Consider the following 25,683-nt stretch of genomic DNA (forward strand, 5'->3'; position numbering starts at 1 on the left):
GAACCATCTGGAAGAAAAAGTGATGCCATAGTAACCCTCAAAAAGTCTTGCAAAGAGCTGTGCCAGAATAGCGTCGCTGGCGAGCGCGATCTTAGCTGAGGTCGTTATTCTCGTCCAAAGTCTTTACTTGTTACCGATGAGCAGAAGTTTGGCATGGAGTAATGGCACAATTCAGCCGGTCTGTACAACAACGATCGTTTTGATGAAAAGAGGTGTTCATGGATGCACTCGATGTGCTGCTCAACCGCGTTTCCGTTGCTCGCTTGACCGAGCCCGCCCCTACGGCAGAGCAATTGGAAACCCTCTTTGCTGCCGCGTTAAGGGCGCCCGATCATAAGCAGTTGCGCCCCTGGCGCTTCCTGACGATTCAGGGGGAAGGGCGCCAGGCGCTGGGCGAGTTGTTTTCAAGGGCGGTTCTGGCTCAACGCCCAGAGAGTCCGCCCGAAGCCTTGGCCAAGGCGCGCAACATGCCTATGCGTGCGCCTTTGCTGGTGGTGGCTGTGGCCTGCATTCAAGAGCACCCTAAAGTACCTGCGCAGGAGCAGATCCTGGCAGCAGGATGTGCCGCTCACGGTCTGGAGTTGGCAGCTTATGCCATGGGGTTAGGCGCTATATGGCGCTCCGGCGATCTCACGCATGATCCTGTCGTACGCGAAGGACTGGGCATTGGTGCTCACGAGGAAATCGTCGGTTTCATTTACCTGGGGACGCCGGACGTTACTCCGCGCAAGCCGGTAGCGTTGGAAACGAAGCAATTCGTCAAGACTTGGCCGGCGTAATCAGGCTTGCGGGAAGCTCCAGTGTGGCGACGAACCCACCCTCGGGATGGTTGGCGAACACGAGCTTTCCCCCATGTCGCTCGACCGCGCGCCGGGCGATGGCCAGGCCCAGGCCGTAACCCTGACTCGTCTGGTTGGCCGCACGATAAAAGGGTTCGCCCAACCGTGGTAGGTCTTCATTCGCCACCCCTGAGCCGTGATCGCGCACTGCGATAGTTAGTGTTTCCCCGGTCTGGTGGGCTGTAATTTCCAGAGGCGTTTCAGGTGGATTGAAGCGCAGTGCATTACGGATCAGGTTATCGATGGCGCGTTCGAGCAAATCAGGCCATCCGTGCAGCATCAGGGTGGCGGGTACATTTACCTCGATCCGCTGCTCGGGTGCGGTCAGCTGAGCGTCATCGCACAGGTGTTCGATGAGTGCATTCAGAGGGATGTCTGCCCTGTCGCCAGATTCGCCGTCCAGGCGGGCCAGCGCCAGGATCTCACCGATCAGCGTTTCCAGACGATTGCATTCCTGTTCCAGCCTGGGCCACATGGCGGCGCGATCTTCAGGGGTCGCGCGCTCGGCCAGCGCAAGGGCAATGCGAAGTCGGGCAAGAGGCGAGCGTAACTCGTGAGAGACGTCTCGAAGCAGTTGACGCTGGCTGACTATGAGACTTTGCAGGCGGTCGCCCATTCGGTTGAAGTCCTGCGCCAGTACGCCAAACTCGTCTCTTCGCCGAGAAAGCTTGGCAAGGCTGTCCTGCTGATAGGCCGTACGTCCCAGATCATGCACAGCGCTGCGCAGGCGGTTCAAGGGTCGGGTAATCGCCAGCGTTAATAGCAGACTGAACAGCGTCAGAACCACAAAGGCAATGACCAATACACTGATAGGGAAGAGCACTGAATCGCGCCGCCAGGCATTCAGCTCGGGCAGTGGGATATGGTAAATAAACAGGTAACTGCGCCCGCTTTCGCTGCTGGTATATTCCGTAGTAATCCGGCGCCAGGGCGGCGGTCTTCTGGGGCCGCGTTTTTCCATTTCCATGACATGCGGGGGGAGGGTGCCGGGCACCAGTGGCGTCCCGTTCTCGCCCAGTACCTGTATGTCGACGCCAAAGCGGCGCTTACGGTGCTCAAGCAGTCGTTGGGCTGCATCCTCGCCTTCATGCTCGTAGCGCTCGACCCACTTGGCGGGCAGTTGTTGAAGACCGGGATGGCGAGAAAGGATCCAGGAGTCCTGATCGAGAATATGCCCCAGGAGCATGGTCAGGCCGACTGCCGACAGGATTGCCAGCCAGAAGGTACCGAATATTCGCCAGAACAATGTTCTCAATACCATGTGGAACCCTGGTTTGGATGGAAAACTGCCCAGCTGGGCTGGGCAGTTTTAGGCATCAATTGGATTTGTGTTCTTTCTTCCACTGCTGGAATTCAGCCCATTCCGCTTTGCGCTGTTCCTGCTTCTTGGCCAGCTCGTCGAACTTTTTGCGCTGATCAGGCGTGAGCTGATCGCGAATGGTCTTCTGCGTCTTTTCGCGGTTGGCCTTGAGCTCATCCTTCATGGCCTGGCGCTCTTTTTCTGGCAGCTTGTCCAAGTACTTGTGAATGATGTCCTGGCGATCGTGCATCTCCTGACCCATCAGCTTACCGATAGTACGGTGCTGCTCAGGCGTCAGATCAAGTTCCCGGAACGGGCCGCCCATCATGTCGCGATGTCCCTTGGAACCGTCCATATGCATGCCGGGCGGGGGCGGCGGCATGTCATCGGCTGGCGCAGGCGCTGCAAAAGATAAAGTAGGCAGCAGGGAAGCGAACAGCAGGGCGGGAATCATCTTGCGCATAAGGTTCTCCTTTTTGAGAGCCGGTATCGACCGGATGAGTCCACTTTAGCGGAGGCAAGGTCAGGCGCCGTCAATCAAGGTAAAGCTTGGGTAAATACGCAGTCAGTAAACTGTGTCAGTACCGTGCCGGCTATTCACTGTAGTAATAGCCGCGGCCTCTAATGGCCATGATGCGGGGTCTGCCATCCGCATGGGCACCCAGTTTCTTGCGCAGATTGCTGACATGCATGTCGAGGCTGCGATCGTAAAGCGTAAGCTTACGTCCCAGGGCAATCTGGGCCAGAGCCTGTTTATCGAGAGGGTCACTGGGTTGGCGAAGCAGGGCTTCCAGAATGCGGCTCTCGGTAAGTGTCAGGTTGACCTCGTGCTCGCCGATGTTAGCGACGCCTCGGGCAACGCTTAATGACAGATCACCCAGCTGTAAACGGGCTGCGGGCTGCGCCGGATGGCTGCGGCGTAGAACGGCGCGCAGGCGCGCAGTCAGCTCTCGCGGGTCGCAGGGTTTGGCCAGATAGTCATCCGCGCCCAGCTCCAGGCCCAGGATGCGATCCAGGGGTTCGCCACGGCCGGACAGCATCACGACAGGTAGCTCGGGGTAGTCGCTGCGTAGCTGCTTGAGCAGCTCCAGACCACTTCCATCAGGCAGCATGACGTCCAGTACTACTGCAGAAGGGGTGTGGGCAGCCAGTTCCTGGCGTGCAGTCACGCCATCGTGGCTGGCGCGCACTTCGAATCCTTCCTGCTGCAACCAAGCACTTAGCAGATCGCAAAGCTCACGATCGTCATCGATCAGAAGAATTTGGCTCATTACGTTAGGCTCGTCGGGAACCGGAAGCAGGCTACCGACGTATGACAGGCCGGCAGCTGTATGAAGACTTCAGCGGTTCTAGGATTTCTTGGAGTCGCTGTCATGCAGATGCTTGGACAGGTAAATGCCCTGACCAATCATGAAGAGCAGCGTCATGCCCAGGCTGCCAAACACCTTGAAGTCCACCCAGATGCTCTCGAACGTAAAGGCGACGAACAAATTGGCAAAGCCGCAGACCAAGAAGAAGATGATCCAGGCAATGTTGAGGCGTACCCAGATCGCATGGGGCAGGGTCATGGCATGGCCCAGCATCCGCTCGATCAGCGGTTTGTCACCAATGAAATGACTGCCGATGAAGGCCAGGGCAAACAGCCAGTTGACCACAGGCGCTTTCCATTTCAGGAAGGTTTCGCTGTGGAACGCCAGGGTCATGCCACCAAACACCAGACAGGCCACCAGCGTCAGCCATTGGCCTTTCTCCAGACGTCGCTGCTGGATGAAAAGGATGCCATAGACGATGACTGACGCAATGATCAGAACTGCTGTTGCACTAAAGATGCCGCCCAGTGAGAAAGCATGACCTGCGAACTCGACGGTTCGAGGTTCAAGCTTGAAGACGATGAAGAACAGAAGCAGGGGGATGAAATCGATAAGTTGTTTCATTTAAGCAGCCGGAGCCAAGACATCCGGGCATAATAACAGACGAATCAAGACGAGGAACCAGGATGCGTGTCGATCTGCACTGCCACAGTACGGCTTCCGATGGGACATTGGCCCCGGCCGAGGTGGTTGCACGCGCCTATGAGCGGGGCGTTCGGTTACTGGCCCTGACCGATCATGACACCTTGGAAGGATTTGCCGAGGCGCGACAGACGGCCGATAAGCTGGGATTGACGTTGCTGACAGGCGTTGAACTCTCCTGTACCTGGGGCGGCGCGACCATCCATGTATTGGGCTACGGCTTTGACAGCGACTCTCCAGACTTGAAGCAGGCGCTGGAGGCCCTTTACACGGGGCGTTGGGCGCGGGCCGAAGAAATTGATCGACGTTTGGCTGCCAAGGGCATGCCGGGGGCGCTTGAAGGTGCTCAGGCTATTCAGCAGGCGCTAGGTGATAGCCGTAATGCGCCTTCCCGCCCTCATTTCGCTGAGTTTCTAGTGCAGGCAGGTTATGTGAAGGACAGGGGCGAAGCATTCCGCAAATGGCTGGGCGGAGGCAAGATCGGTGATGTCAAGCAGCACTGGCCGACCCTGGAGGAAACAGTCACAACCCTGCGTGCGGCCAAGGCGTGGATCAGTCTGGCTCATCCATTGGCTTATGACTTTACACGGACTAAACGGCGCAAGCTGATCGGTGACTTCATCATGGCCGGTGGGCATGCCCTAGAGGTAGTCAATGGAGTCCAACCGGCCGAACAGGTTGGCATGTTGGCAATTCTGGCGCGTGAATTTGGTCTGATGGTCAGTGCCGGAAGTGATTTCCATACACCGAGTGACTGGTCTGACCTGGGCATGTACCGCCCGGTCCCTGAAGACCTGCCTCCGCTGTGGGCACGATTCGGCCATGCCATCTACCCAGCCAGTCAGGAGCCAACGTGAGCCAGTACATCGAGATACATCCGCAAAATCCCCAGCCGAGGCTGATCCGTCAAGCCGTGGATATCATTCAAAGCGGCGGCGTGATCGCCTATCCCACCGACTCGTCCTATGCATTGGGCTGTCGGATCGGTGAGAAAAATGCCGTAGAACGCATCCGGCGAATTCGCCAGCTGGACGACAAGCACAACTTCACTCTGGTATGCCGCGATCTTTCCGAGCTTGGTTTGTATGCCAAGGTCGACACGAGCACCTTTCGACTGATCAAGGCGCATACGCCAGGGCCCTATACCTTTATTCTCAACGCCACCCGTGAGGTGCCACGCATTCTGCTGCATCCCAAGCGCCGTACCATTGGTGTGCGAGTGCCCGAACATCCAATTACTCAGGCGCTTCTGGAAGAGCTGGGGGAGCCGCTGATGAGTGTCAGCCTTATCATGCCCGGCGAGAAAGAGTCGCTATCCGACCCTTATGAGATGAGAGACCAGCTGGACCATCTCGTTGACCTGATCATTGATGGTGGAATGGGGGGACTTGAGCCCTCTACGGTGGTCAGCCTGACCGACAGCGAGCCGGAAGTTCTACGTGTTGGCGCTGGTGATCCAGAGCCGTTTGAGCGTGAGCGTGCATGAGCGAGCCAGGCAGTCCTGACGTGAACGAGCCTTCGGCACGCATAGAGGCGGCAGTACCGCTGGTTTACGGGCAGGCTTTTACCGAGCTGCCACAGGACTTGTATATCCCGCCAGATGCGCTGGAGGTCTTCCTCGAAGCCTTTGAGGGACCGCTTGACCTGCTGCTTTATCTGATCCGCAAACAGAATATCGATATTCTTGACATTCCAGTGGCCGAGATCACGCGGCAGTACATGGGTTATGTCGAACTCATGAAATCGGTTCGTCTGGAGCTTGCTGCAGAGTATCTGGTCATGGCAGCCATGCTGGCGGAGATTAAGTCGCGCATGTTGCTGCCTCGCTCTTCGGAGGTAGAAGAGGAAGAGGATGACCCTCGAGCTGAATTGATTCGCCGGTTGCAGGAGTACGAGCGCTTCAAAAAAGCTGCTGAGGATATAGATACTTTGCCTCGGGTAGGGCGTGACATTACCGTACCTACTTTACCGGCACCTGACGCCAAGGCGCGCAAGCTCCTGCCGGATGTGGGTCTGAACGAGCTGATGCTGGCCATGAGTGAGGTTATGCGGCGGGCGGATCTCTTCGAGAGCCATCAGGTATCACGGGAAGTCTTATCGACTCGTGAGCGCATGAGCGATGTGCTCGAACGCCTCAAGGGGGGGCAGTTCGTACCCTTTATTGCCTTTTTTACCGTCGAAGAAGGCCGTTTAGGTGTGGTGGTGACATTCATGGCTATCTTGGAGTTGGTAAAAGAATCGCTGATCGAGTTGGTACAGAACGAGCCCTTTGCAGCGATTCATGTACGGGCCCGAGGCGAAGATGCGCCTGTTGCCGATGCAGATATTGCTCAGTCCTGACTACTGGCCTAGGCCTAGCGCCGTCATCAGGGAATCGATTGCAGTAAATGTCTGGTCCGCCTGTGGCAATGGGGGGCGAGCACGCATCAGGACAGGAATTTTCAAGTCGCGCGCAGCGATCAGTTTAGCCTCGGTGGCGCTGCTGCCGCTGTTCTTGCATACAATCACCTCGATCTCTTGATCTTTCAACAAGGTGTATTCGTCTTCTATCTGGAATGGTCCTCGTGCGTTCAGGAGCGTAACGTTGGAACGAGTCTGCTTCGAAGTGACCAGGCAGCGAACCCACCAATGCTGGTGAGGGGGTATCTCATCGATATGGGTTAGCGGCTCTCGTCCGAGCGCCATCAGGACGCGGGCAAAGGGATAAAGCTGGGCCGTCAGATCGGGCCAGTGATGCCATTCCCGCCAGTCATCACCCGCACAAGGATGCCAGGCCGAACGATGCAGCACCCAGTATGGGGTACCTGTTTGTCTAGCGGCTTTCTGAGCATGTCGGCTGATCTGTTCAGCGTAAGGATGGGTTAGATCGAGCAGCAAATCAATTCGTTGTTCATGAATGAAACGAACCAGCCCATCGATACCGCCAAAGCCACCCACGTGGCAGCGGCAGGGTAAGTCATCGGGTATCTGACCCAGGCCAGCCAGGCTATAGATGGCATCAGCGGGAAGCTGATAGGCAAGGCGCAGACCTTCGCGAGTGCCGCCCAGCAGCAGAATTTTCTTCAAGACGCGCTTCCCATCAGATTGCCGGCGCGGTCGATGGCAAAAACGTCCAGTGCCGTGGCAGCGGGCAGTTTACTGAGCGCCACATTACGAGCGAGTCGGCAGATATGGTCAGCCAGGAGGAAACCGGCCTCATGGGAAAGCTTGAGCGCCTGTTGACTGGTAGTGCAGGAAGCAATAGCCGCTTGCAAGGTGGCGCCTGCGCCGAGAGCTGCCGCCTGCTCAGCCAGCCAGGGCAGGTCTATGCTGGAGCTACGGCTGTGGAGATCCATGTGTCCGGCTGCCAATTTGCTGATCTTGCCAAAACCGCCACAGAGAGACAGTCGTGGCACTGGAACGCGCTTAGTATGTTTTAAGACCGCGCCGACAAAATCTCCCATCTCGATCAAGGCAATTTCAGGCAGACCGAAGTGGGTCCGCATGGCCGCCTCGCTGGCATTGCCGGTACACGCAGCCAGGTGAGACTCCCCGTTGGCGCGGGCAACATCAATAGCCTGCTGAATTGAGGCGATATAGGCTGCGCAGGAAAAGGGACGAACGATGCCGCTGGTACCCAGAATCGACAGCCCTCCCAGGATGCCCAGGCGGGCATTCATGGTCTTTTGCGCCAATACCTCACCGTTTTCAATGCTGATAGTCACTTGGAACCCGCCAGGGTAGCCAGCCTCAAGGGCGAGCCGCTCCAGATGGTGGCGCATCATCTGCCGGGGTACCGGGTTGATAGCGGGCTCACCAACCTCCAGTACCAGACCTGGTCGGGTTACTGTGCCAACACCAGGACCTGCTAGAAAGATAATACCGGGCTCGGCCGTCAGCTCGACCTGAGCGAAAACCCGTGCGCCATGGGTAACGTCCGGGTCATCTCCAGCATCCTTGATGATCGAGGCGGTGGCACCCGTAGCACTACGCTCGCAATGCTCGATGCGAAGCAGAAGGGTTTTCCCGCCCTTGGGCAAGTCGATAGTCAAGGCGTCACAGGTTTCGCCACGCAAGAGCAGGCGTGCCGCTGCCAGGCTTGTGGCCGTGGCGCAGCTGCCTGTTGTAAAGCCGCTGCGCAGCGGACCTTTACGCTCGGGAGATTCCTCGCGCATGGGCGTTGAGGCGTCCTTCAGCCCACCACTGACATGAGTGCGTCAGGTTTGGAATGGACGAACGGGCAGGTGAACGGTCTCATGCAGGCGGCTCCTCGCTGGCTTTCTTGCGACGCTTGTATGCCGGACGATATACATGAGCCTTGTCCTCCCGGTAAAGAAAGGATTCGGAAAAATCATCTGGTGCCAGCACACGCCCGACAATAATCAGCGCCGTGCGGTGGAAGCCTTTGGCGCGAACCTTAGCCAGGATGTCTTCCAGCGTACCCATTACCCAGTCCTGATCCGGCCAGGTAGCTCGGTGCACCACAGCCACCGGGCAATCGGCGCCATAGTGCGGGATCAGGTCCTCGACAATCTTGTGCAGTCGGTTGATTCCCAGGTGTATGGCAAGGGTTGCGCCATGCCGAGCAAGGTCTGGCAGTTGCTCACCTTCGGGCATGGCTGTCTTGCCTGCATAGCGCGTGAGAATAATGGTTTGAGAGATATCCGGGAGCGTCAGCTCTGTACCGAGCAAGGCAGCGCAAGCAGACGTGGCTGTGACGCCCGGTATCACTTCGAACGGAATGTCCAGCTCACGTAAACGGCGAATCTGTTCGCCAATTGCGCCATAGAGTGACGGGTCGCCTGAATGCACGCGTGCTACATCCTGGCCCTTGGCGTGGGCAGCTTCGATCAGCGTCATGATTTCCGCCAGATGAAGTTCGGCAGTATTGATGACTTGTTCGGCTGTGTTGCCTTGGAGAACAGCCTCGGGGACCAGGGAGCCTGCATAGAGAATGACCGGGCAGCTGTGAATCAGTCGCTGGCCTTTGATGGTGATCAGCTCAGGGTCGCCAGGACCGGCGCCGATGAAATAAACCGTCATGCATCGGCTCCCAGTTTTTTGGCATAGCCGCGGGGCGTGTACACCCATTGGCCAACTCGGCGGGTTTCGCTGTTGCCCACCAGCACAATGGTCAGCATATCGACCTGCGCTGGGTCCAGTTCGCCTAGTGTAGTGACAGTGATCTGCTCTGTTGCCCGGGTGACGTTGCGACCGATAATGACAGGCGTGTCTGCTGGACGTTTTTCCAGTAACAGCTCACGGGCACGTGCCAACTGCCAGGTACGCTTTTGGGAGACCGGGTTGTAGAAGGCCACCACAAAATCGCCCAGACCTGCCGCACGGATGCGTGTCTCGATGGTTTCCCAAGGAGTGAGCAAGTCTGAAAGCGAGATGGTGCAGAAATCGTGGGCCAGTGGGGCGCCCACACGGCTGGCGCAGGCTTGCAGGGCTGAAATGCCGGGCACTACGGCAATCTCCACCTCGTGCCAGGCGGGCAGCGCCTCGTGCTCCAGTAGCTCGAACACCAGAGTCGCCATGGCATAGATGCCTGCATCTCCGCTGGAAATCAGCGCCACGCTTCGGCCTTCGGCGGCCAGCTCCAGGGAGCGGCGGGCACGGCCGATTTCATCACCCAGCGGGCTATCGTGACGTGCCTTGCCGGCCACGATCTCGCCGAGCAGGTCGACGTAGAGCGGGTAGGCAACCAGGTCTGTAGCGCCTTCCAGCGCGCGGCTGGCAGCGGGGCTCAAGTGCTCCAGCCCGCCTGGGCCGGTACCGATGATAACTAAACGTCCAGTCATGAAGGATCCTGATAGGCGCGTGCAAGAGCAAAGGTCGCACGGGCGTTCTTGTGTTTGGGAATGATCAGCTCGGCCGGACCGCCCGTTACCTGCTCGGCCATTGCAAGGGCCGCTGCCTCTGCCACGCCATAGCAGCCCGTTTCGCGAAAAACGATAGCGGAGCGTTGAGTGAGCTGGTTTTCGTACCGGTTGAGCGTGTCGGTTTCGAAAAACCGAATAGGTACATTTAATGTTTCAGCCAATGCCAGCATGCCGACTTCGTCGTGTTTCAATGCGATGCTGGCGAAGCCATTGATGTCGGCTACGGTCAGCGAATGGGCAGCCAGGGTTTCTGTCATCAGTGTATGCAGAACTAATTCCGGGCAGCCTCGCTCGCATCCCAGGCCAGCAATGTAGAGAGGACGGGTGTAGCGCCGGGCACTGGTGATAACGCATTGAGCCTGCAGCTGCTCCGCCCATTCCTGCGCCCAGGCGTTGGCGCCGCCTTCATGGCCGGACAGCAGGGGAAGGATGAACCGACCGGCTTCATCCAACACCAGCACCGGCGGGTCGCGGTACTTGTCTTGCAACACCGGCGCCAGGGTGCGTACGGCGATACCGCTGGCACAGATCAATGCCAACCGATGTCCGGCCTGGAAGCGTTGCTGTACGGTTTCGATAAAAGGCTGAGGACGATGCAGCCACTCGGCACTTCGGTCCAGTAACTGCAAGCGTTGAGCGAGCGCAGCGCCGGCATCCGTCAGACTGACGATGGTCAGCATGGCTGTGCCCCGATTAGGAATAAGGCAAAGTAGGGGCCTTGTTCTCCATCAGGCATCGCTTCATGGCATCGAATGATCCGCTGTGTGTCACGGCTGGCGTATTCGACATAAACGCTATCAGCGTCACGTCCGGTACGTCGCAGCAAGCGCATGATTTCACCGTACTGGCGGCCGGGTTTCATGATCACGAGCGGTCCGGGCTCATGCAGGGCGCTGGCCAGCCGCTCCGGGCCGGCAGTGGCGGGTAGGATGCGCAGGCTTTGTTCGAGTCGCGTCAGCGGGTGACGCGCTGCAGCGGCGGCGGCCATGATCGAACTGATGCCCGGCACAATTTGGCAGGGAAACCGTTCGCCCAGCCGGTCATGTAGATAGATGAAGCTGCCAAACAGTAGAGGATCGCCTTCGCATAGAACCGCCACGTCCTGCCCACGCTCAAGCCGATGGGCAATATCAGCAGCAGCTTGATCATAGACAGAGAGCGCCGCATCGCGCTGACGCTCGAACGGCATGTAAATAGGCAGCTCCAGCTGATCGATCAGGTGTTCCTGGGCAATGACCCGCGCCTGGGAGGCACCTTGCTGATTGGCAATATAGGCTACTACCGGACACTGCCGGATCAGGCGGGCAGCCTTGAAGGTAAGCAGCTCGGGGTCGCCGGGGCCGACACCGATGCCATAAAGTGTACCAGTCATGGTTTGATTCGCTTGAAAAGAAGTACAGGCAGGTGCGGGCGCATGAGGCGTTGACCGGCGAGACGGTCGCCTCTGGAAACGGCCAGCTGAATCCATTCGTCGTCCTGGGCAGGCTCAATTTGTGAAAAACCATGCAAGGCCATACGCGCATCCTCGGTGACGGCACTGGCAATCAGGCGTCCTCCTGACGGGAGTCGAGCCCAGCATGCGTCAAGAATCGCAGCCAGATCACGGCCGCCACCGCCTACAAATACGACGGTCGGCGATGGCAGTTTAGCGATATGCTCAGGCGCACGGCCTTCATGAATATGCAGATTCTTGACGACGCCGAAGCGGTCACGGTTCGTAGCAAGATGGGTGAGTCGCTCGGCGTGATACTCCAGGGCATGAACCTGCCCATAGGGGTTCCATCGGGCCCATTCCACCGCTACGCCACCACACCCTGCACCAATATCCCAGCCGATATCACCTGCACGGGGCTCAAGCAGCGAAAGAACACACAGCCGTACCTCGCGCTTGGTCAGCAGACCTCTGCCGGCCTCGTCACCGTCTGTGCTGAACGCGGCGTCGGTGATGCCCGGGAATTCAGGCAGTACGCCACCTGCACCTTGAGTCCTGAAGATCACGACGTTCAAGGGAGAAAAGACTTCAGTCGACTCACTGAGAAGGCTGGCCGTATGAGTGGACACACGTTCCTCATGGGTGCCTAGGTTTTCTGCTACCCAAACGGTGGAATCACCAAAGCCTCCGGCAACCAGCTCGTCTGCGATCGCGGCAGGATGGCTGTGGGCATCGGTGAGCGTTGCAAACCAGCGGTTGACCTTCAGGGCGGCGCGCAGACTGGAAAGGGGACGACCATGCAGGCTGACCACTTCAGCCTCTTGCCAGGGTTGGCCGATCCGGGCAAAGGTGGCCTGGATACTGGACACTGCCGGATAAAAGCGAAGCTTTTCAGCGGTGAGGTGCTTGCGCAGATGTCCGCCAAGGCCATAAAAAAGCGGGTCGCCAGAGGCAAGCAGGACGATGCGCTGGCCGGAGTGCTCTGCCAGAAGCGACCAGAGCGCTGAAAACGGGCTTGGAAAATAGGCTCGATGAGGAACAGCGAGACCTTGCTGCTCAAGCGCTTCGAAATGACGCGGTGCACCAATAACCAGCTCAGCCGAGTCCAGTGCCTGTCGCGCCTCGGCCGAAAGGGCTTCGCCTGCGAGCCCAAGGCCGATGACCTCCAGCGTAGGGCCATTCCAGGTTCGTTCGCTCACCAGCGTATCCCTTGCTGCACACGTGCCAGTGCATTGAGCGTAGCGGCGGCCAACGCGCTGCCGCCCCGTCGGCCACTGAGTGCTATCCACTCGATGCCGAGTGCTTGCCCATGAGCCATGAGCGCATCCTTGGATTCTGCTGCACCAATGAAGCCAACCGGCATCCCGATGATAAGGGCGGGCCTGGGGCCACCCGTTTCCAAGTGCTCAAGCAGTCTGAACAGGGCTGTCGGGGCGTTGCCAATGACTACAATGCTGCCGGGCAGATAGGGCTCCCACAGCGACAGCGCCGCCATGCTGCGCGTTTCACCCGTTGCTTTTGCCAGCGCCGGGACACGCTCGTCATTCAGAAAGCATAAGGGACGTTCACCGAACAGGCGTCGGGTCAGGCCGTGCCTGACCATTTCGACATCACAGAGGATAGAGGCCTGCGCCTCCACGGCGGCAAGACCGGCTTCCATGGCATGTGGGCTGAAGTGCAGTGCTTCCACAATCTCCGGTTCGCCACAGGTGTGCACCAGGCGCATGGCAATCTGCGCCTGGTCAGGGTCGAAGCGGCTGAGGTCGGTCAATGTCCTGATCTGTTCAAAGGACTGACGCTCGATGGCCTCCGGGTCGCGCTGATAATCGAAGGGCATGCAATCAATCCGCCGGGGTCAGTTTCTGAACACCTTTGAGCGGCGCTGCCTGGGCAGGTGACAGAGCATGATCATGACTGTGGCCATGGTCATGACCATGATGGTGATGATGGTGATGATGGTGGTGGTCATGATCGGCATCGGTGCCAATACCGCGCACATGGTGGTGGTGTCCGAACTGGGGAGCACCGACACGGTCTTCGAAGCCGATGATCTGCTCGCGGTAATGGCAAAGCTGGCAGTTCATGTTGCCAGTGCCTTCCTCGGTTTCATGGAGTTTGTCCACCAACGCCTCGATGACCAAGGGATGGTCGTTGAGATAACCGGCCTTGACAACCCGTACCTCGGGATGCGCCTCGGCATAGGCATCTACGTCTGCATAGATGCGATCGATCAGGCGTCCTGTGAAAAGGAAGTAGGGGAATACGATGACATTGCGGTAGCCCAGGCGATGCACGACAGGCAGCGCGTCGGCTACCAGCGGCTTGGTTACGCCGGAATAGCAGGTCTCGGCCCAGGCGAAGCCCATGCCTTCCCACAGGAAGCGCGTGATCTTGGTGATGTTGGAGTTGGCGTCAGCATCGGACGCGCCTCGCCCGACAACGACCAGGAGGGTTTCATCGCGACGGTAACCATCGCCAAACTGCGCTTCGGCCGCCTCGATACGATCGCGTGCAGCGCGCATCATTTTGGCGTTGACGCCCAGTTCCACTCCGTAGGTGATCTTGACTTCCGGGTTCGCGGCCATGAACTCGTTGAGTTCGCTGGGAATGTCGTTCTTGGCATGGCCGGCGGCCATCAGCATGCCAGGAATGGCGGTAATGTTGCGAGCACCTTCTGCGATCAGCTTGTTAAGGCCTTCAGCAATGGTCGGGCGGGCGAATTCGAGAAAGCCTGTGGTGCACAGACGATCCGGAAAGCGGCTCTTGAGGTGTTCGGCGAGGCGGAAGAACTCTTCGACGCCCGGCCTGCTGCGAGTGCCATGCCCCACGACGAGAATGGCGGGTGCGCTGTTACTTAAAGTCATCAGGTGTTCTCAGCTGTATCACGGGTGTAGAACCAGGCGCTCAGCCAGCCCAGCACAATCCAGAAAACGGCATTGGAGACAAGTGCTGCCAACTGGAAATGTTGCTGCAGGGATTCAGGGGCCAGGCTTGCCTGTTCGGCAGGTTGTGGTGCGCCAATTATATGGGGCAGCGCCAAAAGGGCCAATGCGGCCAGACGCAACACCCTATGGCGGGTGAAAAATAGCAGGGCCAGGGCGCAGGCTGTGGCAGCCGCGGTGCCGATCCACCAGCCTTGCCGTGCGGTCAGTTCAGCCGCTGCGGTGCCGGGCAGTTCCGGTGGCAGCCCCAGGGAGGGCGCAAGACAAAAGGTCAGATAGCCGGTAGCGCCCCAAAGCAAGCCATGCCAGGCGTGGCGCGGGGCTCGTAGCGTAAACAGGCCTGCCAATATCAGGCTGAATCCAACCGCAACGACCAGGTTGCCGCCGAGTGTCGAAAGCGTTCGTTGCCAGCCGTCTTCAGGCGCCCAGGCCTCGTCGTCATGGTGGTGAGCAGGCGTGTCAGCGGCATGCGCGTGCGCTTCACCCGCTACCTCATAGGTTTCGGCTTCCAGGATAAGCGGCGTGATCCAAAGACCCTGCAGCACGCTCAGGAGCAGTGCCGCCAGTAGTCCGGCAAAGCTGGCTGTAAAGGCAATCCGTTTGTACATGTCACAGCCTCAATGGCAGGGGAAGCCTTCACTATGACGGGTGTCATGAGCGCCATTATGAAGGGCGTCGATGTGTGAGAAGCCGGCTAGAAAGACCAGGCCTGCTCCCAACACGCACGCCAGGGCGGCGGCAGTCAGGCGTTGAGTCAGGGTGCCGGATGCCGTAGGCACATGAGACAGGGATTGGCTATTCATGGATTCCCTCCTAGGAGTGTGGCGAGGATGAGGGAACGCACGAAGGCGCGGTCGCTTGCGCGCCACGCCATTCAGCTGCGCCCGCCCACCGCGGGTTGCTCAATCGTCAATCAGGCCGGTCTCCGGACTTGTGAAGGGGGTGGAGCAAGGGGCTCCAACGCCTGCAAGATCGGCCTTCCCATGCTCTACAGCCGAGCACAGTGGATATCGATCTACACTCACGTACCGTTGCGGGGGCAGTGCCGGACTTGAACCGGCTTCCCGTTTCACCGCCACGAACCGCGTGGCGACACCTGAAATCAGGCGCAAGCAGACCACGAACACGGGCGAAGCGTCAACTTCATCGATTGACACTCCAGAGTGTCGCTCGTAGCCTTTGCGCCTTCAGGGTGCTTTGGCACATGACCAAAGCTAAGAGGGAATGCGGTGCGAGACCGCAGCTGCCCCCGCAACTGTAAACGGTTGTTTAATCGATGCTTTTCAGGAAGCCACTGCTCTTGGGCGGGAAGGCGAGAAGCGTTGCCGTGAGCCAGGAGACCTGCCTTGAACACATTTCAGAATGCGGCTGCACGTGTGAGCCGTATTCTTTCCGACAACCGGGCGGGGTGATCCGATGTGGCGTCTGGACTGCGTATGAGCGCGTCTTCGTCATGCCTGCCTGTCCCTTTTTCATAAGGCAGCTCATGAAAACCTTGGCCAAGATTCCTGTCACAATCATTACCGGCTTTCTCGGCGCCGGCAAAACCACATTGCTGCGCCATATTCTGGAAAATGCCCAGGGGCGGCGCATCGCTGTCATTGTGAATGAGTTCGGTGAGCTGGGTATCGACGGTGAAATCCTGAAGCAGTGCAGCATCGGATGTACCGAAGAAGAAGCCGCAGGCCGGGTATTCGAGCTGGCTAACGGCTGTCTGTGCTGCACCGTGCAGGAAGAGTTCTTTCCGGTGATGCGCGACCTGGTGGCCCGACGTGCCGATATCGACCACATCCTGATCGAGACGTCTGGTCTGGCGCTGCCCAAGCCACTCGTGCAAGCCTTCCAGTGGCCGGAAATCCGTAATGCGTGCACCGTGGATGCCGTTGTCACCGTGGTGGATAGCCCGGCGGTTGCCCTGGGTACGTTTGCGGCCTATCCCGAAAAGGTCGATGCCCAGCGTCAGCTGGACCCGAATCTGGATCATGAGTCCCCACTGCATGAGCTGTTCGAGGATCAACTGGCAAGTGCCGATCTGGTCATCCTGAACAAGGTAGACCAGATGCCGCAAATGGCCCTGGCGGCCGTCCGTAGCCAGATCGAAAGCGAACTGCCGGCGTCCGTCAAAATCATTGAAGCCAGCAACGGACAGCTGCCGTTGTCTGTCCTGCTGGGGCTGAATGCCGAGGCTGAGCTGCATATCGACGCGCGAAAGACGCATCACGACCATGAGCCTCATGAGGAGCATGATCATGACGAATTCGACTCGTTTGCGGTCGATCTGCCAGAGGTGGAGGAGAGTGTCTTGCTGGACGCATTGACCGGGCTGGTGCAGCGCCACGGCATCCTGCGTATCAAGGGCTTCGTCGCCATCAAGGCCAAGCCGATGCGCCTGCTGGTGCAAGGGGTAGGTACCCGCTTCGACAAGCACTTCGATCGTGCCTGGAAGGTGGATGAGGTTCGGCAGACACGTCTGGTCGTGATTGGCCAGGATCTGGATCAGGCTGCCATCAGCGCTGAACTCCGCAGCGTACTGGCTTAATACGATGCATCTCCTCAGGACTCAGCCCGGCGGCTTTACGCCCGACGACGGAATCGCTCATCTTGCACAGACCCCGGGCGACCTGGTGATCCTGTGCAGTGCCGATTCTCATCTAGCGCTGCTGGCCGAAGCGGCGCGCGGGCTGCCTGAGGACTTTCCAAGCCTGCGCCTGGCCAACCCCATGCAGCTGATGAATCACGCCTCGGTCGATCTGTATACCGATGAGGTGCTTCAGCATGCCAAGGTCATCATTGTCTCGTTGCTGGGCGGCGCGGCGTACTGGCGCTACGGTGTAGATCAGTTGGCCCAGCTGGCCGCACAAGGTGCCAGGCTGATTCTTGTACCCGGAGATGACAAACCCGATCCTGAGCTAATGGCGTTGGGTAACTCTTCCGTTGAGGATGCCGAGCGGATCTGGCAGTACCTGCGACAGGGCGGCATGGATAATGCCCGCATGCTGTATCGCTTCATCGGCCAGCGATGGTTTGGACGTGAGACGATGTGGGTCGAGCCTCAGCCGCTACCGCGTGTTGCGGTGTATGCGCCAGAGCGTGATAAAGAAAAGGCGCTGGGCTCGTGGCAGCGGCGTTGGCAGGAGGATGGGCCGGTAGCGGCCCTGTTGTTCTACCGCAGTCATCTACAAGCGGCCAATACAGGGTTCATCGATACGTTCTGCGAAGCGTTGATAGCTCAAGGGATCAATCCGTTACCTGTTGCCGTAGCCAGTCTCAAGGAGCCGGAGTGCCTTGCTGAGGTCGAGGCACTGCTGGAGGCGACAGAGACCGAGCTGATCATCAATACGACAGGTTTTGCCCAGTCCAATCCGGATTCTCCTCATCTTCGCCCGTTCCGTCGCGATGTGCCGGTATTACAGGCTATTTGTGCCCAGGATAACGAGTCGGGATGGCGGGAGAATGCCCAAGGACTTGGCCCACGCGATCTGGCGATGCACATTGCCTTACCGGAACTGGATGGGCGGATCATCACGCGCCCCGTAAGTTTTAAGGGTCTGGCCTGGCGAGATGAGCGCAGCCAGAGCGATGTGGTGTGTTATCAGCCCGTTCATGAGCGAATGGCGTTTGTGGCTGAACTGGCTCGGCGCTGGATCATGTTGGCTCGATTGCCAAATAGTGAAAAGCGTACCGCCCTGATCCTGGCCAATTACCCGACCCGGGACGGCCGGATTGGTAATGGTGTAGGGCTGGACACGCCTGCCGCTGCACTCAATATTCTCAAAGCGCTGGAGACCGAAGGGTATCCGGTCGAAGGCCTGCCCGAGAGCGGAACGGCCCTGGTCCATTCTCTCCTGGGCGGCGTGACGAATGACCTGGGAAGCCTGGATCTACGGCCATGCCATCAAAGCCTGGGGATGGAGGACTACCTGCGCTTTTTCGCCGAATTGCCGCAGGTGAACCAGGACGCGGTGCGGGAACGCTGGGGCGATCCCGAGCAGGACCCCATGTTTCGCCGCGGCCGCATGATGGTTGCTGGGCTGCGGTTCGGACTGACGTTTGTAGGTATCCAGCCGGCGCGGGGCTATCACCTTGATCCCAGTGCGGTTTACCACGATCCGGACCTTGTACCGCCGCACGGGTATCTGGCGTTCTATTTTTGGCTGAGGCACGTCTATCGCGCCCATGCGCTGGTGCATGTCGGCAAGCATGGCAACCTTGAGTGGCTTCCAGGGAAGGGTGTTGGTCTGTCTGAAACCTGTTGGCCGGATGCCGTGCTTGGCCCGACGCCCAACATTTATCCTTTCATTGTCAATGATCCGGGCGAAGGGGCGCAGGCCAAGCGTCGTACCCAGGCGGTTATCATCGATCATCTGATGCCTCCGCTGACGCGCGCCGAGAGCTATGGACCTTTGCGCGATCTTGAGCGGCTTGCCGATGAGTTCTATGAAGCGCAACTGCTTGATCCGCGTCGCGCCCGCGAGCTGCAAGGCGATATCGCGAAGCTGTTACGCCGCTCCAGTCTGGACCAGGAGCTGAAACTCTCGGATACCGAAGCGCCCGAAGACTGGTTACCCAAGGTAGACGCCTACCTGTGCGAGCTGAAGGAATCGCAAATCCGCGACGGGCTCCATATCTTTGGTGAGTCTCCGCAGGAGCGCCTGCGGCTTGATACCTTGCTGGCGTTGGTTCGTATTCCCCGCGGTAACGGGCAGGGCGGTAATGCCAGCCTGCTTCAGGCATTGGCTAAAGACCTGGACCTGAATATTGATCCCCTTGATGCTGCGTTGGGAGAGCCCTGGCCTGGGCCGTACCCTGAAGCGTTACGGGCAGTCAGTACGGAGCCTTGGCGTATCGCCGGTGACACGCGTGAGCGCCTGGAATTACTGGCCGGTCGACTGATTGAGCAGGCACTGGGTGGTGAGTTGAATGAGGCGCAGTGGCCCTATGCGGGGCTGGTGCTGGCCCAGCTCAAAAGCCATATAGCACCGCTTCTTGACGCCTGCGGTCCGGCGGAAATCGCAGGAATCATCAGTGCATTGGCAGGACGGTTTGTCCCGGCAGGCGCTAGCGGAGCACCTAGTCGAGGCCGTCTGGATGTGTTACCTACGGGCCGCAACTTCTATTCGGTAGACGTCCGCAACCTGCCAACCCAAACGGCATGGCGGATCGGTTGGCAATCAGCCAGCCTCTTGCTGGAGCGTCATTTGCAGGATCATGGCGATTACCTGCGGCAGCTGGGGCTGTCCGTTTGGGGAACCGCTACCATGCGAACAGGTGGCGACGATATCGCCCAGGCCATGGCATTGCTGGGCGTGCGCCCCGTCTGGCAGGCGGGTAGCCAGCGTGTCAGTGATTTCGAGATCCTGCCTTTGACAATCCTGGACCGGCCGCGTGTAGACGTCACGTTGCGGGTTTCGGGTTTTTTCCGTGACGCCTTCGCCAACCTGATTAGGCTATTTGATGCTGCGGTGCAGGCGGTGGCAGCGCTGGACGAGCCGGACGATATGAATCCATTGGCCGCCCGGGTCCGTGATGAGCAGCGTGTCCTCGAAGCGAAGGGGTTGGCGACTGACGAGGCGCGGCGCCAAGCTGGCTGGCGGGTATTTGGTTCCAAGCCCGGCGCCTATGGGGCGGGTCTGCAAGGCCCGATCGATGAGCGTCAGTGGCAATCTCGCGACGATCTGGCGGAGGTATACCTTAATTGGGGCGGCTACGCCTATGGCGCAGACGACCCAGGCACGCCTGCACGGGAGCGCTTTGTCGAGCGGCTCGGCCATCTACAGGCTGTCTTGCACAACCAGGATAACCGTGAGCACGATCTGCTGGATTCGGACGACTACTACCAGTTCCAGGGTGGAATGCTGGCCGCCGCAGAAACACTGCAGGGCGAGGCAGTAGCGTCTTATCACGGCGACCACAGTCAGCCGGAGTCGCCTCGTATCCGTACACTCAAGGAAGAACTCAACCGCGTCATTCGTTCCCGGGCTGCTAATCCCAAATGGATCGATGGCGTGAAGCGGCATGGATATAAAGGTGCCTTTGAGCTGGCGGCCACGGTGGACTATCTGTTTGCCTTCGACGCCACGACAGCGTTGATCGATGACCACCAGTATGCGCTGTTGGCCGATGCCTATGTGCTCGATCCGGCCACCCGCGAATTCATCCAGCAACACAATCCTGATGCCTTGCGAGAAATGACCGAGCGATTGCTGGAGGCCCAGCAACGCGGGCTCTGGCAGGAGCCGGGGCATTATCGGGAAGCGCTGGAAAACATTCTGATGGACAGCGAGGAAAACTGAGTAGGTGTTTCCTTATAATACCAGCCCATTAATGAGCCTTCTATGACTGATACTCTGCAATTTCCTTTGGCTGCCATTGTAGGAGCTGACTCCTTGAAGTTGGCGCTGTGCCTCAATGCCATTGATCCGGGTATCGGTGGGGTATTGATCGAAGGTCCGCGCGGTATGGCAAAGTCCACCCTGGCTCGCGGCGTGGCCGCTCTGATGCCGGGTGGTTCATTCGTGACCTTGCCATTGGGGGCCAGTGAAGAGCGTATTACCGGCACACTCGACCTGAACGCCGCCCTGGGTGAAAAGCGCGCTGCATTTTCACCTGGCGTGTTGGCCAAGGCGGACGGCGGAGTATTGTATGTGGATGAGGTCAATCTGCTGCCGGATCATCTGGTTGACCTGTTGTTGGACGTAGCCGCCAGTGGTGTAAACACTGTGGAGCGCGACGGGATTTCCCATCGACATCCGGCGCGCTTTGTACTGATTGGCACCATGAACCCGGAGGAGGGGGAGTTACGCCCCCAATTACTGGATCGGTTTGGTTTCAATGTGGTGCTGAATGCCCATCCTGCGCCAGCGGAGCGAGCCGAGATCATGCGCCGCCGTCTGGCGTTCGACCTTGATCCGCCTGGTTTTATTGCCAGTTGGGCCGGAAGCCAGGCGGACCTTGTCGAGCGCTGCCAAGCTGCACGTAGCCGGTTGGCAAGGGTCGCACTGGATGATCTGTCGCTGTCGCGTATTGCCGAGCGCTGTTTTGCAGCGGCAGTGGATGGTATGCGTGCGGATCTGGTATGGCTAAGGGCAGCACGCGCCCATGCGGCTTGGCGCGGTAACGAAATGATTACTGAAGATGATATCGATGCGGTGGAAGAGTTCGCGTTGCGTCATCGCCGACGACAGCAACCCCTTTCGGAGTTACCGCCACCGCCATCTTCTGATCGTCCCGTCTCCGAACCCTCTTCAAGCCATTCGAAGAGTGAAGGGCAATGGGGTGAGCTACCGCCTCAGGCGACGGCGATTGGCGAAAAACGCTCAGGTGAGGGTTGGCCAAAAAAGCGCTGAGCATTCGCCCGCGTGTAACCCAAGTGGCGGATGCTCGACCTTTACCGGGGAATGCCAGTAGTGGTCGGCACGGTGCTTCTCGCACAGGTGAGGCAGGGGCAGTTGCCTGGGTACCGACTCTGCTGAAGGGGCTTCCTCTACGTGAGGCTGACCTGATACGCCGGCCTCGCTCTCAGTCGCCACGAGAGCATTGGTTGTTCATTGTCGATGCCTCGGCGTCCATGCGACGTCATGGCGCCTTGGTGCAAGCCAAAGGTGTATTGCTGGGTTTTCTCGAGCAGGCTTACCGTGCACGGGCAAGCGTAGCGGTGCTGGGCGCAACAGGCGTACAGCCGCACTGGCTTGCCCAGGCTCGTCGAGCCAGTCAGCAGGTTCCGGGTTGGCTTGAAGACCTGGGTGCAGGGGGCGGTACTCCCTTGCTTGAATCCCTGAAGCACGCACATGAGTGGCTAAAGCAACACCAGCGTCGTCTCGGCAATGAGCCGGTAAGTATCGTTGTGATGACCGATGGCCGGGTACGCGCCTGGACCTCATTGCCTCGTCTTGATGCGTCTGTCCTTGTCATCGATACCGAGCGTGCTCCGGTTCGCGTTGGACGTGCGCGTCAGCTGGCAGCTGATCTACAAGCCGTCTACTGCCACGTCGATGAGCTACCCATTGGGAAGCTGAAACATCCGTTGCTCTAAATAAGGCAGCGATTTTGTTGCGTAACCGGTAGGCTATACAGCAGAACTACGATTTTCTTTGAGGTATGCGTCCTTGTTTTCCGATTTCGACCTGCACGAGCGTCTGCTCAAGGCACTGGACACGCTGAAATTCAAAAAGCCCACGCCGGTTCAGGAGGCCGCCATCGGCCCGGCACTGGATGGGCGAGACCTGCGTGTGACTGCCCGTACCGGCAGTGGCAAGACGGCTGCCTTTGTCCTGCCGATTCTGCATCGTCTGTTGTCCGAGCCCAAACCCCAGGTGGGTGCTCGGGTGTTGATATTGTTGCCTACCCGCGAGCTGGCCCAGCAGACGCTCAAGGAAGTCGAGCGGTTTGCCCAGTTCACGTTTCTAAAGGCCGGACTCATTACCGGAGGTGAGGGGTTCAAGGAGCAGGCCGCGGCGATGCGCAAGAATCCCGAGATTCTTATCGGAACGCCCGGACGGCTGATCGAGCATCTGAATGGCGGTAGCCTTGAGTTGGACGATGTCGATTTTCTCGTCCTGGACGAAGCCGACCGGATGCTTGACATGGGCTTCTCTGAAGATGTGCTTAAACTGGCCGACGCGTGCACTTCAGAGTCCCGACAAACGTTGCTGTTCTCGGCTACCAGCGGCGGTAGCTCCCTGCGTACTGTCATAGAACATGTCCTGCGTGAGCCGGAAGTGCTCATGCTTGATCGCACCGGGGAACTCAACGAGGCGGTCACCCAGCAGATCATCACTGCCGATGACGTGGCTCACAAGGAGCGCCTGCTGCAATGGTTGCTGGCCCACGAGACCTATCGCAAGGCCATTGTCTTTACCAATACCCGTGTACAGGCCGACCGCCTGGGTGGCGTGTTGACCGCCAGCAACATCAAGGTTTTCGTTCTGCATGGCGAAAAGGACCAGAAAGACCGCAAGCTGGCGATGGAGCGCTTGAAGCAGGGCGCCGTGTCCGTGCTGGTTGCTACGGATGTAGCGGCCCGTGGCTTGGATGTGGAAGGCATGGATCTGGTCATTAACTTTGATATGCCGCGCAGCGGGGATGAGTATGTCCACCGTATTGGCCGTACCGGACGTGCCGGCGAGGCGGGTACGGCGATTTCGCTGATCTGCCATACCGACTGGAACCTGATGTCCAGCATCGAACGCTACCTGAAACTGCGTTTCGAGCGGCGCGTGGTGCAACCGCTTAAAGGCACCTATCAAGGGCCGAAGAAGCTCAAGGCGTCTGGCAAGGCTGCCAGCACCAAGAAGAAAAAGACCGACACTAAGAAGCCAGTGACGAAAGCCAAGACATCGCCGCGGCCCAAGCGCCCCAGCGCTTCAAAGGTGGTCAGCCAGGATGGCATGGCGCCTCTACGGCGTAAGAAGACGGACGCGGAATAAACGAATTGGCCCTGTTGATTACAGGGCCAATTTCGTATCAGGGTTAGTTCGTTGCGTAAGACGAGGAGAAAGGCGAGCCGCCCTGGCCAGAGGTCTGAGGTGTTACGGGTCGCCTGAGCCAGTGCTCAAGCTCAAGCGCACCCATGGGTTTGGCAATGTGGTAGCCCTGGCCTTCGTCACAGCCTAGCGCCAGTACACTATCCAGGATTTCCGGCGTTTCCACGCCTTCTGCGGTGACTTCATACCCCAATCCATGCGCGAGCTCCACCATGGTACGAACGATCAGCGCGTCCTTGTCATCGCCCGGTAGGCAGCGAATGAAGCTCTGATCGATCTTGATGTAATCCGTCGGTATCTGGCGGAGATAGATCAGATTGTTGTATCCCGTTCCAAAATCATCGATCGAGATGGATGACCCCAGGTGCCTGAGTGCGTCCAACTGGGTTCGAGCATTCTCAAAATTGCACATGAGCGAGTTTTCCGTCACCTCGAACTCCACGCAGGAGGGCGGTACGCCATGTTTGGCCATCTTCTCCGCTACACGTTCGGCAAAGTCTGGATCGTCCAGGTCGTGGGATGAAATATTGATCGACACATTGAAACAATGGCCGTCTGCTTTCCAAAGCGCATACTGGCTCAAGACAGCATCGATGACCCAGTAACTGATGGAGCGAATCAGGGCCGTTTTCTCAGCCAGTGCTATGAATTCGGTAGGCCCAATGGCGCCCAGCTTGGGATGAGCCCAGCGCAACAGGGCTTCCACGCAGCGGCAGGTGCCCGACTTGAGGTCTACGCGAGGCTGATAAAACAGGGAGAGCTGACCTTCGCTGTGCAGGGCGACCGGCAGGCTGCTCAACAGGGCAAAAGCCCGTTGCTGAGCAAGATCATGGGCCGAGTCGTAATAACGGCTCCCCATTCGACGTTCGCGGGCTACATCGGCCGTCGAGATCAGCGCCCTCAGCCAGTCGCGGGTGTCGCCGGGCTTGAGCTTGAGAATCCCCAGACCGGGACGGGTTTCAATCGGGATGCCGTTGTAGTCGATAAGTCCTGTCATGCCGCGCTCAATGCAATCAAGCACTTCCTTGCCTTGCAGATCGGTCATGCCGTGGACCAGAAATGCAAAGCGGGCCGTACCGATGGAGTACAGCCGTATTCCCGAGGGCAGCAGGGAAAGCAGTCGCTCCTTGATGGACTGGAGCAGTCCTTCGTAGTGGTCCTGGCCCAGCGCATTGAGCAGGCCATTGAGATAGAACGGGTCGAACACGTCCATGGATACGGCGAGTAGCTCTTCGGAGCTGCGCAGCATCGATTCGGCGTCTTCGAGCAGACGGCTGCGGTTAGGCAGCTGGGTAATAGGGTCTACGTAGCTGAGTGAACGCAGCGTCTCGATGCGCTCCATTAGCATATCACGTAATTTACTGAGGAGTCGTACCTGGGCACCACTGAGCTCAGACCGTGGGTTGGTATCTATCAGGCATAAGGTGCCTAAGGCCAGACCTTCGTGGGTCCGTAACGGGATGCCGGCATAGAAGCGTATGCCAGGGTTACCGGTTACCAGTGGATTATCCTTGAACCGTGGGTCGGTCTGTGCATCACGCACCTGCATGATGTTTTCATCCAGGATGGCATGAGAGCAAAACGAGATATCCCGAGGCGTTTCCTGCGCGTCGAGTCCGCGGATAGACTTGAACCATTGTCGATGCTCATCCACCAGCGAAACGATGGCGATAGGCACGTCGAAGAGTTCGGTAGCAATTTCGGCTATGTGGTCAAATGCGGGGTCAGCTGGGCTGTCCAGCAAGTTTGAACTGCGCAAAGCAGCCAAGCGCTCTGTTTCATTAGGCGGAAGGGCAGCGCCATTACTCATAA

The 25,683-nt window shown here is 58.7% G+C and carries 25 protein-coding genes and 2 riboswitches; of the genes, 9 read left to right on the forward strand and 16 right to left on the reverse strand.

Annotated elements, in window-relative coordinates; all coding sequences use genetic code 11:
- Positions 1–218 precede the first annotated feature (218 nt).
- Positions 219–779 (forward strand): NAD(P)H nitroreductase, encoded by a 561-nt coding sequence (locus tag QWJ10_RS14680; RefSeq protein WP_289927517.1) that lies wholly within the window; start codon positions 219–221, stop codon positions 777–779.
- Here the strand turns inward: QWJ10_RS14680 and QWJ10_RS14685 are convergent.
- From QWJ10_RS14685 to QWJ10_RS14700, 4 genes are all read right to left on the reverse strand, one after another.
- The gene (locus QWJ10_RS14685) at positions 760–2,094 is read right to left on the reverse strand and encodes a HAMP domain-containing sensor histidine kinase (RefSeq protein WP_289927819.1); all 1,335 of its coding nucleotides are present in this window, start codon (positions 2,092–2,094) and stop codon (positions 760–762) included. The two genes, QWJ10_RS14680 and QWJ10_RS14685, sit on opposite strands and share 20 nt — an antisense overlap.
- Before the next feature lie 61 nt (positions 2,095–2,155).
- On the reverse strand, positions 2,156–2,602 hold the full coding sequence (locus tag QWJ10_RS14690) for a hypothetical protein (protein WP_019365065.1): 447 nt from the start codon (positions 2,600–2,602) through the stop codon (positions 2,156–2,158).
- Between the two features lie 130 nt (positions 2,603–2,732).
- On the reverse strand, positions 2,733–3,410 hold the full coding sequence (locus tag QWJ10_RS14695; RefSeq protein ID WP_010798036.1) for a response regulator transcription factor: 678 nt from the start codon (positions 3,408–3,410) through the stop codon (positions 2,733–2,735).
- 78 nt (positions 3,411–3,488) lie between these two features.
- Positions 3,489–4,073, reverse strand: a complete 585-nt coding sequence (locus QWJ10_RS14700) for a septation protein A (RefSeq protein WP_150347566.1) — start codon at positions 4,071–4,073, stop codon at positions 3,489–3,491.
- A gap of 62 nt (positions 4,074–4,135) precedes the next feature.
- Between QWJ10_RS14700 and QWJ10_RS14705 the strand changes: the two genes are divergently transcribed.
- The 3 genes from QWJ10_RS14705 (at position 4,136) to QWJ10_RS14715 (ending at position 6,491) form a co-directional block, all read left to right on the forward strand.
- Positions 4,136–5,008 carry a PHP domain-containing protein gene (locus tag QWJ10_RS14705; RefSeq protein ID WP_010798038.1) on the forward strand — a complete coding sequence of 291 codons (873 nt, stop codon included), beginning with the start codon at positions 4,136–4,138 and terminating at the stop codon, positions 5,006–5,008.
- Complete coding sequence (locus QWJ10_RS14710) at positions 5,005–5,637, forward strand: L-threonylcarbamoyladenylate synthase (RefSeq protein ID WP_010798039.1); 633 nt, start codon at positions 5,005–5,007, stop codon at positions 5,635–5,637. The genes QWJ10_RS14705 and QWJ10_RS14710 overlap by 4 nt, the downstream gene beginning before the upstream one ends.
- Before the next feature lie 119 nt (positions 5,638–5,756).
- Positions 5,757–6,491, forward strand: a complete 735-nt coding sequence (locus QWJ10_RS14715; protein WP_289927820.1) for a ScpA family protein — start codon at positions 5,757–5,759, stop codon at positions 6,489–6,491.
- Here the strand turns inward: QWJ10_RS14715 and QWJ10_RS14720 are convergent, their stop codons facing one another.
- From QWJ10_RS14720 to QWJ10_RS14770, 11 genes are all read right to left on the reverse strand, one after another.
- Positions 6,492–7,217, reverse strand: coding sequence for a cobalt-precorrin-6A reductase (locus QWJ10_RS14720; protein WP_289927524.1), 726 nt, complete (start codon positions 7,215–7,217; stop codon positions 6,492–6,494).
- Positions 7,214–8,305, reverse strand: a complete 1,092-nt coding sequence (locus QWJ10_RS14725; RefSeq protein WP_122042742.1) for a cobalt-precorrin-5B (C(1))-methyltransferase — start codon at positions 8,303–8,305, stop codon at positions 7,214–7,216. The genes QWJ10_RS14720 and QWJ10_RS14725 overlap by 4 nt, the downstream gene beginning before the upstream one ends.
- A 79-nt stretch (positions 8,306–8,384) precedes the next feature.
- Positions 8,385–9,173, reverse strand: a complete 789-nt coding sequence (gene cobM / locus QWJ10_RS14730; RefSeq protein ID WP_122042741.1) for a precorrin-4 C(11)-methyltransferase — start codon at positions 9,171–9,173, stop codon at positions 8,385–8,387.
- Complete coding sequence (gene cobJ, locus QWJ10_RS14735; protein WP_122042739.1) at positions 9,170–9,934, reverse strand: precorrin-3B C(17)-methyltransferase; 765 nt, start codon at positions 9,932–9,934, stop codon at positions 9,170–9,172. Before cobJ ends, cobM begins: the two co-directional genes overlap by 4 nt.
- The gene (locus QWJ10_RS14740; RefSeq protein ID WP_289927529.1) at positions 9,931–10,695 is read right to left on the reverse strand and encodes a cobalamin biosynthesis protein; all 765 of its coding nucleotides are present in this window, start codon (positions 10,693–10,695) and stop codon (positions 9,931–9,933) included. The genes cobJ and QWJ10_RS14740 overlap by 4 nt, the downstream gene beginning before the upstream one ends.
- Complete coding sequence (gene cobI, locus QWJ10_RS14745; protein ID WP_162997640.1) at positions 10,689–11,387, reverse strand: precorrin-2 C(20)-methyltransferase; 699 nt, start codon at positions 11,385–11,387, stop codon at positions 10,689–10,691. The genes QWJ10_RS14740 and cobI overlap by 7 nt, the downstream gene beginning before the upstream one ends.
- Positions 11,384–12,646: a precorrin-6y C5,15-methyltransferase (decarboxylating) subunit CbiE gene (gene cbiE / locus QWJ10_RS14750; protein ID WP_019365055.1), complete on the reverse strand. Its 1,263-nt coding sequence runs from the start codon at positions 12,644–12,646 to the stop codon at positions 11,384–11,386. Before cbiE ends, cobI begins: the two co-directional genes overlap by 4 nt.
- Complete coding sequence (locus QWJ10_RS14755) at positions 12,643–13,284, reverse strand: precorrin-8X methylmutase (RefSeq protein ID WP_019365054.1); 642 nt, start codon at positions 13,282–13,284, stop codon at positions 12,643–12,645. The genes cbiE and QWJ10_RS14755 overlap by 4 nt, the downstream gene beginning before the upstream one ends.
- Positions 13,285–13,288: 4 nt before the next feature.
- Positions 13,289–14,311 (reverse strand): sirohydrochlorin chelatase, encoded by a 1,023-nt coding sequence (locus QWJ10_RS14760; RefSeq protein ID WP_125887986.1) that lies wholly within the window; start codon positions 14,309–14,311, stop codon positions 13,289–13,291.
- On the reverse strand, positions 14,311–14,997 hold the full coding sequence (locus tag QWJ10_RS14765; protein ID WP_019365052.1) for a CbtA family protein: 687 nt from the start codon (positions 14,995–14,997) through the stop codon (positions 14,311–14,313). The genes QWJ10_RS14760 and QWJ10_RS14765 overlap by 1 nt, the downstream gene beginning before the upstream one ends.
- A gap of 9 nt (positions 14,998–15,006) precedes the next feature.
- A complete protein-coding gene (locus QWJ10_RS14770; protein ID WP_019365051.1) occupies positions 15,007–15,192 on the reverse strand; it encodes a CbtB-domain containing protein in 186 nt (61 codons plus the stop codon).
- A 95-nt stretch (positions 15,193–15,287) separates the two neighbouring features.
- A riboswitch (cobalamin riboswitch) is annotated at positions 15,288–15,504 on the reverse strand.
- 58 nt (positions 15,505–15,562) lie between these two features.
- Positions 15,563–15,753, forward strand: a riboswitch (cobalamin riboswitch).
- A 122-nt stretch (positions 15,754–15,875) separates the two neighbouring features.
- Between QWJ10_RS14770 and cobW the strand changes: the two genes are divergently transcribed.
- From cobW to QWJ10_RS14795, 5 genes are read left to right on the forward strand one after another with little or no spacing between them, the layout of a single operon-like run.
- Entirely contained in the window at positions 15,876–16,928 is a 1,053-nt protein-coding gene (cobW, locus tag QWJ10_RS14775; protein WP_289927541.1) for a cobalamin biosynthesis protein CobW, read from the forward strand.
- Positions 16,929–16,932: 4 nt separating this feature from the next.
- On the forward strand, positions 16,933–20,682 hold the full coding sequence (gene cobN / locus QWJ10_RS14780; protein WP_289927543.1) for a cobaltochelatase subunit CobN: 3,750 nt from the start codon (positions 16,933–16,935) through the stop codon (positions 20,680–20,682).
- A 42-nt stretch (positions 20,683–20,724) separates the two neighbouring features.
- Positions 20,725–21,735, forward strand: coding sequence for an AAA family ATPase (locus QWJ10_RS14785; RefSeq protein ID WP_125887989.1), 1,011 nt, complete (start codon positions 20,725–20,727; stop codon positions 21,733–21,735).
- Positions 21,717–22,421 carry a VWA domain-containing protein gene (locus QWJ10_RS14790; RefSeq protein ID WP_289927546.1) on the forward strand — a complete coding sequence of 235 codons (705 nt, stop codon included), beginning with the start codon at positions 21,717–21,719 and terminating at the stop codon, positions 22,419–22,421. Before QWJ10_RS14785 ends, QWJ10_RS14790 begins: the two co-directional genes overlap by 19 nt.
- A 58-nt stretch (positions 22,422–22,479) precedes the next feature.
- Complete coding sequence (locus tag QWJ10_RS14795; protein WP_085985626.1) at positions 22,480–23,814, forward strand: DEAD/DEAH box helicase; 1,335 nt, start codon at positions 22,480–22,482, stop codon at positions 23,812–23,814.
- 43 nt (positions 23,815–23,857) lie between these two features.
- Here QWJ10_RS14795 and QWJ10_RS14800 read toward each other — a convergent pair whose 3' ends face one another.
- Positions 23,858–25,681, reverse strand: a complete 1,824-nt coding sequence (locus tag QWJ10_RS14800; RefSeq protein ID WP_289927551.1) for a sensor domain-containing phosphodiesterase — start codon at positions 25,679–25,681, stop codon at positions 23,858–23,860.
- Positions 25,682–25,683 lie beyond the last annotated feature (2 nt).

It is taken from the genome of Pseudomonas sp. WAC2, from assembly GCF_030403525.1.
Lineage (GTDB): Bacteria > Pseudomonadota > Gammaproteobacteria > Pseudomonadales > Pseudomonadaceae > Chryseomonas > Chryseomonas luteola.

Excerpts from the sequence above, each read along its gene's own strand:
- QWJ10_RS14765 (WP_019365052.1), bottom strand. The coding sequence starts at position 14,997 with ATGTACAAACGGATTGCCTTTACAGCCAGCTTTGCCGGACTACTGGCG.
- QWJ10_RS14705 (WP_010798038.1), top strand. The coding sequence starts at position 4,136 with ATGCGTGTCGATCTGCACTGCCACAGTACGGCTTCCGATGGGACATTG.
- QWJ10_RS14800 (WP_289927551.1), bottom strand. The coding sequence starts at position 25,681 with ATGAGTAATGGCGCTGCCCTTCCGCCTAATGAAACAGAGCGCTTGGCT.
- QWJ10_RS14740 (WP_289927529.1), bottom strand. The coding sequence starts at position 10,695 with ATGCTGACCATCGTCAGTCTGACGGATGCCGGCGCTGCGCTCGCTCAA.
- QWJ10_RS14760 (WP_125887986.1), bottom strand. The coding sequence starts at position 14,311 with ATGACTTTAAGTAACAGCGCACCCGCCATTCTCGTCGTGGGGCATGGC.
- QWJ10_RS14700 (WP_150347566.1), bottom strand. The coding sequence starts at position 4,073 with ATGAAACAACTTATCGATTTCATCCCCCTGCTTCTGTTCTTCATCGTC.
- cobN (WP_289927543.1), top strand. The coding sequence starts at position 16,933 with ATGCATCTCCTCAGGACTCAGCCCGGCGGCTTTACGCCCGACGACGGA.
- QWJ10_RS14690 (WP_019365065.1), bottom strand. The coding sequence starts at position 2,602 with ATGCGCAAGATGATTCCCGCCCTGCTGTTCGCTTCCCTGCTGCCTACT.
- cobW (WP_289927541.1), top strand. The coding sequence starts at position 15,876 with ATGAAAACCTTGGCCAAGATTCCTGTCACAATCATTACCGGCTTTCTC.
- QWJ10_RS14785 (WP_125887989.1), top strand. The coding sequence starts at position 20,725 with ATGACTGATACTCTGCAATTTCCTTTGGCTGCCATTGTAGGAGCTGAC.
- cobM (WP_122042741.1), bottom strand. The coding sequence starts at position 9,173 with ATGACGGTTTATTTCATCGGCGCCGGTCCTGGCGACCCTGAGCTGATC.
- QWJ10_RS14770 (WP_019365051.1), bottom strand. The coding sequence starts at position 15,192 with ATGAATAGCCAATCCCTGTCTCATGTGCCTACGGCATCCGGCACCCTG.
- QWJ10_RS14755 (WP_019365054.1), bottom strand. The coding sequence starts at position 13,284 with ATGCCCTTCGATTATCAGCGCGACCCGGAGGCCATCGAGCGTCAGTCC.
- cobJ (WP_122042739.1), bottom strand. The coding sequence starts at position 9,934 with ATGACTGGACGTTTAGTTATCATCGGTACCGGCCCAGGCGGGCTGGAG.
- QWJ10_RS14725 (WP_122042742.1), bottom strand. The coding sequence starts at position 8,305 with ATGCGCGAGGAATCTCCCGAGCGTAAAGGTCCGCTGCGCAGCGGCTTT.
- QWJ10_RS14680 (WP_289927517.1), top strand. The coding sequence starts at position 219 with ATGGATGCACTCGATGTGCTGCTCAACCGCGTTTCCGTTGCTCGCTTG.
- QWJ10_RS14695 (WP_010798036.1), bottom strand. The coding sequence starts at position 3,410 with ATGAGCCAAATTCTTCTGATCGATGACGATCGTGAGCTTTGCGATCTG.
- cobI (WP_162997640.1), bottom strand. The coding sequence starts at position 11,387 with ATGACTGGTACACTTTATGGCATCGGTGTCGGCCCCGGCGACCCCGAG.